Source organism: Flavobacterium sp. (assembly GCF_027533505.1).
Classification (GTDB): domain Bacteria; phylum Bacteroidota; class Bacteroidia; order Flavobacteriales; family Flavobacteriaceae; genus Flavobacterium.
On record NZ_JAPZUB010000030.1, the window covers coordinates 40965 to 47424 of the forward strand.

Below are 6460 nucleotides of genomic sequence, written 5' to 3' on the forward strand. Positions count from 1 at the left end.
TTCGTACTCTACAGCGATTTTTTTTTCGTAAGCACTGCCTGCCCAGTACTTTTGTACCGTTAAACCCTAGTTAAAAACCCCAACAACAGGTCTGTTGTTTATCATTAGAATGAAAAAAGTACTCGTAATTGAGGATGATAAAATGATCAAAACCATCCTCAACCACTTACTGGGTAAAGAAGGCTACTGTATTGATTTTGCCATGGATGGCGAAGAAGGTGCCCGGAAATTACTCCATACCGACCCCGATGTCGTGATCACCGATATTCAATTGCCGCATGTCTCCGGAATGACGTTGGTGACTTTGAGTAAAAAACTGAACCCCAACCGACCTGTTTTTGTGGTTTCTTCTTTAGGGAGTGAGACCGAAATTGTAGAAGAAGCCCTAGCACAAGGGGCCAACGAAGTTTTAACCAAACCCATTGCTTTTGAGGACATCGCTGAAAAAATTAGAAACGTTTTACTTTTAGAAGCGGTATAACCATGGCACAATCACCAGCAACCCTTCCCTCCTTACATTTCCCAACATTTGCGTTTGTATTGCTTTGCTGGTCTTTTCCTTTGGGAATTCTCACGCTCTCCTTTGGTCCGATGTATTGGGTAAGCTATGAAGCACAATACTACGCTTGGCCCCCTATACTATTTTACAGCCTTCAATGGCTTCTGATTGCACTTTTTTCAGGTTTACTGTTGTTACTTTCCCACCGCACAACACACCTATTGATGAAACCGTCAGAGGGATTGATTCCAAAAGCGCTATGGATTTTCCTCACCGCAATAAGTATTTTGGCCGTAGCGGGATTGCTTTGGGATCCCGAATTGCTTCCTCGTATGCAATACAGTTTAACCCTTCCATAAATATAAGCCACTCGTTATCAGTTTTTTTTTGAATCGATAAAGCCTCCCAACGTACTTTTTTGCTCCGTTATCGAGTTTTTTGTCGTTATACCGATTAAATTTTATTTCCACTCCTTGTTCGTTTACTTTTGATTTGTTAAAAAATAACCCATGCGCGCCTACACGCTTCTTTCATTTTACCAACAAATTACAGCCACCGACTGGGGCGCTGTGGTTCTGCCTGTTTGCGCAGGTTTGGCGGTATTGTATATGGTGTATGCGTTTTTCTTTCGTACAAAATCATCGCCGGAAGCTGTTGTTGATCGTCCTGAGTTGAATGTGGCCTTAAGCAATTTCCTCTCTGGTTATTTTGCCGAAGAATGGGATACGGTAGAATCGCAAATTGAAATCGACCATTTTAAACATACTTTTTTAGACCAAGCTGAGGCTTGTCGTTTGGTTTTACGTAAACTTTTGGCACCGGCTTCCCCCTACCGAAACAAAGCCAATCTCCCTAAGTTGAACACCCTTGTCAAGGAATGGAATCTTGAAGCCTTTATTGTTAAAGAATTATCCAGCACCAATGAAACTGTAAAGGTAGAAACCTTGGAATATGCCAAAGCGGTTCCCAGTCTACAGTTAAAAGACACCGTGACACAATTGGCGTTCTATGGTGCTGAGTCGATACGAATTCCTGCTTTAGCCTCTTTATTGGAACTATGTAATTACCAACCCGATACATTACGCATCTATCCTCACACACTTACCAAAGATGATGTACAACAACTGGTTGCCCTATATGGCCATCAAACCCAATGGGTAGCCGAGCAATTACCGACGTGGCTGGAGGCTACAGAACCTCAATTTTTATGGTTTTGTCTGGCCTTAGCGCAAGAGTACAAACTTCCTGTGGAGATGCGCACGTTACAACAATTGGCCTTTCACGCACACAAATCGCTAGGAGCCATTGCCATACATTTATTGGATGGATATTTGCAACCTGAATCGCAGGATGCATTGCAACAATACCGTAAAAGAGTGGTTTTGGAACAGCCTTTACCTGAGACACCCCCGGCGAATACGAATGCGCTCCAACAAGCAATCAATTAACAAATCTATACTATCAATTCTTTGAAAAGTTGCTATCTTTACCTGAGAGCAACTTTTTTTTTATGAATTTCCTCGCCCATATTTACCTTTCAGGCGCCTCCGATTTACTGCGGATCGGAAATTTTATGGCCGACAGTGTGCGGGGCTCCCAATACAAGCATCTTCCCAGCGAGTTGCAAAAAGGAATACTTTTGCACCGCTTCATTGATAGTTTTACCGATACACATCCGTTGTACCGCCAAAGCAAACACCGACTGCATGCAAAGTACGGACACTATTCGGGGGTTATTATGGATATTTTTTACGACCATTTTTTGGCGAAAAATTGGGGTCGGTACTCCGCCACTTCACTCGAAGAGTATGCTGCCGATTTTTATGCTCTACTCAAAGAAAAACACAGTTGGCTCACCGAAAAAGCTCAACACATGGTACCCTATATGATTGCTCGTAACTGGTTGGTAAGCTATGCCTCCTTGGAAGGTTTGGAAAAAATTTTATTTCAAATGGACCGTCGCACCCAACAACGGGTGCAAATGCATGAAGCTATGATCGAATTGAAACAATTTTACACCGAATTTGAAAATGAATTTTTTGCATTTTTTGATGAATTAGAATTCGCCTGCCGGGAAAAAAGAGAAACCTTAAACCAACAATTTATCAATGCATCCACTTGACGAATTGGTGCAGCTCATGAAACAGCACCAAAATCCTGAAAACGCCACACCGATGAAGGCGTATATGAAAAACCATTTTGAATTCTTAGGAATCAAAGCCACCCCACGTAGGGACTTGTTTCACCAATGGTATGAAAAAAACAAAGAATCCATTCAACATAATTTCCGCACGTACACTATAGCACTTTTTGAACAACCCTACAGAGAACTCCATTATTGTGGTATGGAACTTTTTTATAAAGCGGTGAAAAAAAAGTACCTCCCCGAAGACATACAGCTTATTGAACATTTGATAACAACCCATTCGTGGTGGGATACGGTTGACTTTATCGCCAAATATTTGTTGGGTGGGTATTTAAAACAATTTCCTGAAGCCATACCGTTGGTGATCGAACGGTTTTCGGTGGCTCCATCGCTTTGGTTAAACCGTAGTGGCCTCCTTTTTCAATTGGCTTATAAAGCCCAAACGGACTTTGACCTTTTAAAAGCCGAATGTTTTAAACACAAAGATTCCAAGGAATTTTTTATTCAAAAAGCCATCGGTTGGGCATTACGTGATTACAGTCGGTTCAATCCTAAAGGCGTGCGTGATTTTGTAGAAACTACCGATTTAAAGCCTTTGAGCAAACGGGAAGCTTTACGCAATTTACCGTAACTCCATCGCGCCCAAACGGTACTGATAGGTTTGTTGTTGGTTGGCGCCAAACTGTTGGGGGAGTAATTGAAAATAGACCTCTTGCGTAAGCGCACATTCCCAAGTACGTTCGTTTTGTATACAACTAATCGTGAAGCCACTCTTCCAACTGTGGTAAGTTACCGTTTTGTATTTCACAAGTGCTGATACTGTTATTTGTATCGGAGCAGCTTGTGCCAATTTTTGAAGCAACTTCGCAATCGGAATAAGTGTTGGCGTAGGTGAAGTAAGGTCTACTACCAAGGATTCTTCATTTACAAATAAAGCCAAACATGCGGTTTCCATTTCGTTGCGCAACGATGGGTCAAGTCCGGGTTGTGTGAGTTGCTGCAGGTAAAAAAACAATTCTTGAATTTTTACATCCGAATTCTCTTGGTAGGCTTGCAAAACCGGCGCTGCAAAAACCTGTTGCAACGATTGTTCTTTGGCGGTTTTCATAGATTCTGTTGCGGCCTGACTCCACACCGAAGCACCCCATAGAAAAACGATACCTACTAACCAACTGCGCATAGTTATTCTTGTTTGATACGGATCGCTTTCAGCCTTCCGTCGGGTTCATTTTTAATATCTACAATCGCCCACCGTTTTAGTACGGGCGTGGGAATCGTAAGCTTTTGAACAAATTGGGGTTTATTGTAAAACTCCGTCCCCAATCCGTCTTTCAACATTACCATCACTTGCAACTCATCGGATAAAATGTGTTGCAATTGCATCTTTCGTTTTTGCCAATCGGTAATATCAGCTTTCAAAAAGGCTTTTACCATCATGGCGTAATCGTCGGGTTGCAACGTAACTACGGGCGGCGTTTGAACCGAGGAACTTGGGGGAATTTGCACGATGGTATCTTTATAAAACGGACTTTTCACTAAAACCTTTAAAGGCTTTTCTCTCACTTTTGCCTCAAATTGTTGTGGAGTCATCGGTTTGACCGCAGTGGTATTGGTCGCATCAAAGACTTGAACTTCTGTACTGTCCACGGTTTCTTGGGTATATTGATTTTGCAATTTTACGGGAGGCATTTTCGTTACTTTTTTTTCTGGCCAAATAAAATAGCCTAACGCCAACAGCAAGAATCCCGTCCCTATTCCCCAGAAATATCCTCGCTTTGAACGATTCGTTACATCCTTTGAAACAATTACTGCGTTCGTTGCGAGGGGGGCATAAATAAATTCATCCCAACTCGACACCCCCACAAAACGACACAACACATGGAGCATGTTTTTTCGGGGCAACTTCGAATTTGTTTCGGGTTTCAAATGAGTATAAATCCACTTTTCACTCACCGTTTCCTTGCATTCCTTTTCCAATAAAGCAATCAGATTCAAAATATCCTGCGATGAAAAGGTTTTCCAGTCCCCTTGAAAATACGGATAATCCTGACGGTAGCGCTCAAGCACTCGTCGTTTCAATTCCTGAAAATGTTGCATTTCATTCATGCCGCGGTTCAAAGGTAGGAGAACAATGAAAATTCCTGTAGAAAGTTCACTGTAAATTCACTGTAAAAATAACCAAATTACTTTACAGTAAAGAGAAAGTCGATTTGCTAAAGGTTGGAAATCCTGCCAACTACTTTTGGAGCATCAAATTTTAAAAATCAAATCACATGAACACAAAAGTAATTTTAGCAGCAACCCTGTGCACCACTTTATGGGCCACCGCACAACATTCAGGCAATGCGAATTATAACGAAGCATCGGGCAATGCCAACTACGAACTTCAAAAAGGCAATGCCAACTATGGCAATAATCCGTATTCCGTTAATCGGGTCAATACCTTGCAAACCACATCGAGTACCGAAAATGAGATGGTAATAGTCATTAAAGGAATTTACAACGAAAAAGCCACGACACAAGTCGCCACCTTTAGCGTATTACAATTGGGGAAATCGGCCGAAGAAGCCACCAATTTAATGGATGAACGCATCAATAACGTCATCAAAGAATTGGATGCGTATAGTAAAGATATTGTGGTCATGACCGACATGATTTCGTTTGTCCCCACGTATGAATATGCGGTAGAGAAAAAAATCTTCAATCCCAAAACCTACAATGAGAAACCCTCGGGCTTTGAGTTGAAAAAGAACCTCATCATTCGCTTTCGTACCAGTCGCGATATGGATAAAATCATTTCTATTTGCGGCAAAAATGAAATTTACGATTTGGCCAAAGTCGATTATGTCACGGTTAATTTTGATCAAATTCGCGCCCAAATGCAACGCAAAGCCTTGGAACAATTCAAAGAAATGACGGCCAACTATTCGTTGTTGATGAACATGGACTTGAGTAAAAAAGAAAAAATATTGCAAGAAGGTTTCAACGTGTCGTACCCCATGGAAAGTTACCGCAAATACACGGCTTATGCCCAAGCTTCGGCAAATTTTGACCCAAAAAGTTCGGTAAACGATATTAAGAAAAACAGCACCGAATACTACAATCCCGCACTCATGAAAGACCACAGTTTTGTCATCAACGGCGATATTGCCGAACCTTCTATTCAGGCGTTTTATGACTTAACCATTCGCATCAAACTCAAAGAAGACCAACTGCCCAAAAACACCATCATTCGCAATAACCGCTACTATATAGTGACTCCTGCAGGCGATATTAAATTGTTGAATTTATAGTTAGGGATGATGAAAGTCTTATTAATATGTACACTGTTCTCCCTCCAGAGTTGGAGCCAGGCATCGGGTTCAAGCGCATTTTCTTTTACCCTTTTGTTTGATTGGAAATTTCCCGTAGAAAAGATCAAAATGTATGTCTATGAGAAAAATGGAAATTACATCGAAAATGTCCATTGTATAACGAATGAAGAAACCAATTCCATCACCGTTATAGGTGGAAACCATTACATTGTAGGGGTCAAATTTCCCACTTTGGTATGCGTTTATGAAGGGGTGGTTTATCGTAGCGATACGGTTCTACAAAAAAACACGCTTTTTTACCTCATCACTCATGGCATGGAATCACTTTCGCTTGAGGAACCTTTGTTTTTTTCAGATAATAATAACCCGTTGGGTGAAATTAAATTAATTGATTTTTGATTTTATTTATTGGTCTATTAAAGATAAATTTATTGATATACTGAACCAAAGTTAATGCTGTTATTTTTGCTAAAATTCTTGTTTTAAAACCTTCAAAAGATT

At 40.9% G+C, this 6460-nt stretch carries 9 protein-coding genes and 1 pseudogene; 7 read left to right on the forward strand and 3 right to left on the reverse strand.

Annotation, left to right across the window (positions count from 1 at the left end; all coding sequences use genetic code 11):
• Positions 1-109: 109 nt before the first annotated feature.
• The 5 genes from O9316_RS07150 to O9316_RS07170 all read left to right on the forward strand — a co-directional run bounded on the left by O9316_RS07150 (position 110) and on the right by O9316_RS07170 (position 3276).
• Complete coding sequence (locus O9316_RS07150; RefSeq protein ID WP_298204703.1) at positions 110-481, forward strand: response regulator; 372 nt, start codon at positions 110-112, stop codon at positions 479-481.
• A 2-nt stretch (positions 482-483) separates the two neighbouring features.
• The gene (locus tag O9316_RS07155; RefSeq protein WP_298204702.1) at positions 484-858 is read left to right on the forward strand and encodes a hypothetical protein; all 375 of its coding nucleotides are present in this window, start codon (positions 484-486) and stop codon (positions 856-858) included.
• Between the two features lie 150 nt (positions 859-1008).
• The gene (locus tag O9316_RS07160) at positions 1009-1947 is read left to right on the forward strand and encodes a hypothetical protein (RefSeq protein WP_298204701.1); all 939 of its coding nucleotides are present in this window, start codon (positions 1009-1011) and stop codon (positions 1945-1947) included.
• A 62-nt stretch (positions 1948-2009) separates the two neighbouring features.
• Positions 2010-2621: an acyl carrier protein phosphodiesterase gene (locus O9316_RS07165; protein ID WP_298204700.1), complete on the forward strand. Its 612-nt coding sequence runs from the start codon at positions 2010-2012 to the stop codon at positions 2619-2621.
• On the forward strand, positions 2608-3276 hold the full coding sequence (locus O9316_RS07170; protein ID WP_298204699.1) for a DNA alkylation repair protein: 669 nt from the start codon (positions 2608-2610) through the stop codon (positions 3274-3276). The genes O9316_RS07165 and O9316_RS07170 overlap by 14 nt, the downstream gene beginning before the upstream one ends.
• On the opposite strand, the gene O9316_RS07175 is transcribed toward O9316_RS07170, so the two are convergent.
• The gene (locus O9316_RS07175; protein WP_298204698.1) at positions 3268-3825 is read right to left on the reverse strand and encodes a hypothetical protein; all 558 of its coding nucleotides are present in this window, start codon (positions 3823-3825) and stop codon (positions 3268-3270) included. The genes O9316_RS07170 and O9316_RS07175 overlap by 9 nt on opposite strands.
• Before the next feature lie 2 nt (positions 3826-3827).
• Positions 3828-4742, reverse strand: coding sequence for a hypothetical protein (locus tag O9316_RS07180; RefSeq protein ID WP_298204697.1), 915 nt, complete (start codon positions 4740-4742; stop codon positions 3828-3830).
• 176 nt (positions 4743-4918) lie between these two features.
• Between O9316_RS07180 and O9316_RS07185 the strand changes: the two genes are divergently transcribed.
• Both O9316_RS07185 and O9316_RS07190 read left to right on the forward strand, forming a co-directional pair.
• Positions 4919-5938: an SIMPL domain-containing protein gene (locus tag O9316_RS07185; protein WP_298204696.1), complete on the forward strand. Its 1020-nt coding sequence runs from the start codon at positions 4919-4921 to the stop codon at positions 5936-5938.
• 6 nt (positions 5939-5944) lie between these two features.
• Positions 5945-6358, forward strand: a complete 414-nt coding sequence (locus O9316_RS07190; protein WP_298347090.1) for a hypothetical protein — start codon at positions 5945-5947, stop codon at positions 6356-6358.
• On the opposite strand, the pseudogene O9316_RS07195 reads toward O9316_RS07190, so the two are convergent.
• Positions 6339-6460: pseudogene (locus tag O9316_RS07195) on the reverse strand (IS982 family transposase); the annotation flags it as partial. The gene O9316_RS07190 and the pseudogene O9316_RS07195 overlap by 20 nt on opposite strands.